Origin of the sequence: Streptomyces phytophilus (assembly GCF_013870535.1) — a bacterium.
Classification (GTDB): domain Bacteria; phylum Actinomycetota; class Actinomycetes; order Streptomycetales; family Streptomycetaceae; genus Streptomyces; species Streptomyces phytophilus.
Window position 1 is genome coordinate 1 of record NZ_JACBXC010000893.1, and the last position, 2,542, is coordinate 2,542.

The window sequence follows — 2,542 nt, forward strand, 5'->3', positions numbered from 1 at the left end:
GGCGCGGGAGGCGGGACTACCCGGAGCCCACCCTGAAATCCTCCCGGGGCCGATGGGGGGCCAACCCTGATGCCAGGGCCGCCCCACCCGTGTGACGATGCATGGCATGACCGCCCCGACCGCCGCGCCCGCTTCCGAGGGCGCCGCCCCGCCCGGCGGCCCGTACGACCCGTACGAGCGGCCGATCCGGCGGCTGTACCGCAGCGCCGACGGGCGCTGGCTCGGCGGCGTCGCGCGGGGGCTCGCCGGTCACCTCGGGCTGCCGGTGTCGTGGGTGCGCATCGTCTTCCTCGGCCTGCTCATGGCCAACGGCCTGGGCGTGCTGGTGTACGCGGTCTTCTGGTTCGTCGTCCCGCTCGGCCAGGGCGGCCGGGCGGAGAAGCCGCTCGTGGACGTCGACGCCGACGGGCGCAAGAGGCTCCGCAAGCCCGACAAGGGGCAGCTCCTCGCCCTCCTCGCCCTGCTCATCGGCGCCGCCATCTTCGCCGGCAGCCTCGACCTGGGCCGCTCCAACGCCTTCGTGTGGCCGCTGCTGCTCATCGGCGCCGGTGTGGCCCTGGTGTGGCGGCAGGCGGACAACGCGCGGCGGGCGAAGTGGGCGGCGGTCACGAAGGGGACGAAGTTCCTGCCGCTCGCCCGCGGCGCCGCCGGGGTGCTGCTGGTCGGGGCGGGGGTCAGCGCGATCTTCGTCATGCAGGGCTCCACGCGGCACATCGGCGCCGTTGTGCAGGCGTCGCTCGCGGTCCTGGTGGGCGTGGCGCTGCTGGCGGGGCCCTGGCTCGTACGGATGGTGCAGGACCTCTCCGAGGAGCGGCTGATGCGCATCCGGGCGCAGGAGCGCGCCGAGGTCGCCGCCCACGTGCACGACTCCGTGCTGCACACCCTCACGCTGATCCAGCGCAACGCCGACAACGCCGGCGAGGTGCGCAAGCTGGCCCGCGCGCAGGAGCGGGAGCTGCGCACCTGGCTGTACAAGCCGGAGGGGACCGGCAAGGACGAGGACGAGGGGGCGGGCCCCGGGACGCTCGCCGAGGGGGTGCGCAGGACGGCGGCGGAGGTGGAGGACCACCACGGGGTGCCGGTGGAGGTGGTGTGCGTCGGCGACTGCCCGCTGGACGACAGGCTGGGCGCGCAGTTGCAGGCGGCGCGTGAGGCGATGGTCAACGCGGCCAAGTACGGTGGCGGGGCGGGGCCGGTGCAGGTCTTCGCGGAGGTCGAGGGGCGGCAGGTCTTCATCTCGGTGAAGGACCGCGGTCCCGGCTTCGACCCGGACGCGGTCCCGGCCGACAGAATGGGCGTACGCGAGTCCATCATCGGCAGGATGGAGCGCAACGGCGGCACCGCCCGGCTGCGCACGCCGGCGGGCGGGGGCACCGAGGTGGAGCTGGAGATGGAGCGCGCCGAGTGAGGCGTACGCGGACACGGTGGGCGCAGTGAGGAGCGGACGATGACGGACGACGCAGCGGGCGGGACACCGGCGGCGGGGATCCAGGCGGCCGGGACCCCGGCGCCCGGGATCCAGGCGGGCGGCGCGGGCCGCGAGGAGGGGCGCCGGGTGCGGGTCGTGCTCGTCGACGACCACCGCATGTTCCGGGCCGGGGTGCAGGCGGAGATCGGGGTGACGGACGAGACCGGCGTCGAGGTCGTCGGCGAGGCCGCGGACGTGGAGCAGGCCGTGACGGTCATCACCGCCACCCGCCCCGAGGTCGTGCTGCTCGACGTGCACCTGCCGGGCGGCGGCGGCGTCGAGGTGCTGCGCCGCTGCGCCGGGATGATGGGGGAGTCGCCGAGCGGTGAGGCACCGGTGCGCTTCCTCGCGCTGTCGGTGTCGGACGCGGCGGAGGACGTCATCGGCGTCATCCGCGGCGGCGCGCGGGGGTACGTGACGAAGACCATCACCGGCACGGACCTCGTCGACGCGATCTTCCGGGTGTCCGAGGGCGACGCGGTCTTCTCGCCGCGGCTCGCCGGCTTCGTCCTCGACGCCTTCGCGTCGACGGACGCCCCGCCGGTGGACGAGGACCTGGACCGGCTGACGCAGCGGGAGCGGGAGGTGCTGCGGCTGATCGCGCGGGGGTACGCGTACAAGGAGGTCGCGAAGCAGCTCTACATCTCCGTCAAGACCGTCGAGTCGCATGTCTCGGCGGTGCTGCGCAAGCTCCAGCTGTCGAACCGGCACGAGCTGACGCGCTGGGCGACGGCCCGCCGGCTGGTCTGACGGACCGGCGGACCGCTTCCGCGCCCCGCGCGCTCAGGCGGGGCGTACCGCTGTCACGAGGGGCATCGAGTCCACCGGGGCGTAGCGCACGGTCGCGCCCGGGCGGGGCGCGTGGATGATCTGGCCGCCGCCCGCGTAGATGCCGACGTGGGTGAGGCCGGAGTAGTAGAAGACCAGGTCCCCGGGCGCGAGGGCGGAGCGCGGGACGGTGGTGCCCGCCGCGGCCTGGGTGTAGGTCGTACGGGGCAGGGAGACGCCCGCGGCGCCCCAGGCGGCCTGCGTGAGGCCCGAGCAGTCGAAGGAGCCGGGTCCTGTGGCGCCCCA

General features: G+C 74.9%; 3 protein-coding genes. 2 read left to right on the forward strand and 1 reads right to left on the reverse strand.

From position 1 onward, the window contains the following. Positions 1–106 precede the first annotated feature (106 nt). Positions 107–1,408: an ATP-binding protein gene (locus H5J30_RS26795; protein WP_181789903.1), complete on the forward strand. Its 1,302-nt coding sequence runs from the start codon at positions 107–109 to the stop codon at positions 1,406–1,408. Positions 1,409–1,447: 39 nt separating this feature from the next. Then, entirely contained in the window at positions 1,448–2,218 is a 771-nt protein-coding gene (locus tag H5J30_RS26800; RefSeq protein ID WP_220189404.1) for a LuxR C-terminal-related transcriptional regulator, read from the forward strand. A 33-nt stretch (positions 2,219–2,251) separates the two neighbouring features. On the opposite strand, the gene H5J30_RS26805 is transcribed toward H5J30_RS26800, so the two are convergent. After that, positions 2,252–2,542, reverse strand: a 291-nt coding sequence (locus H5J30_RS26805; protein ID WP_181789904.1) for a C40 family peptidase, incomplete at its 5' end; no start/stop codon positions are given.

Bases quoted from the DNA above. Each gene is read 5' to 3' on its own strand.
- H5J30_RS26795 (WP_181789903.1), top strand. From the start codon at position 107: ATGACCGCCCCGACCGCCGCGCCCGCTTCCGAGGGCGCCGCCCCGCCC.
- H5J30_RS26800 (WP_220189404.1), top strand. From the start codon at position 1,448: ATGACGGACGACGCAGCGGGCGGGACACCGGCGGCGGGGATCCAGGCG.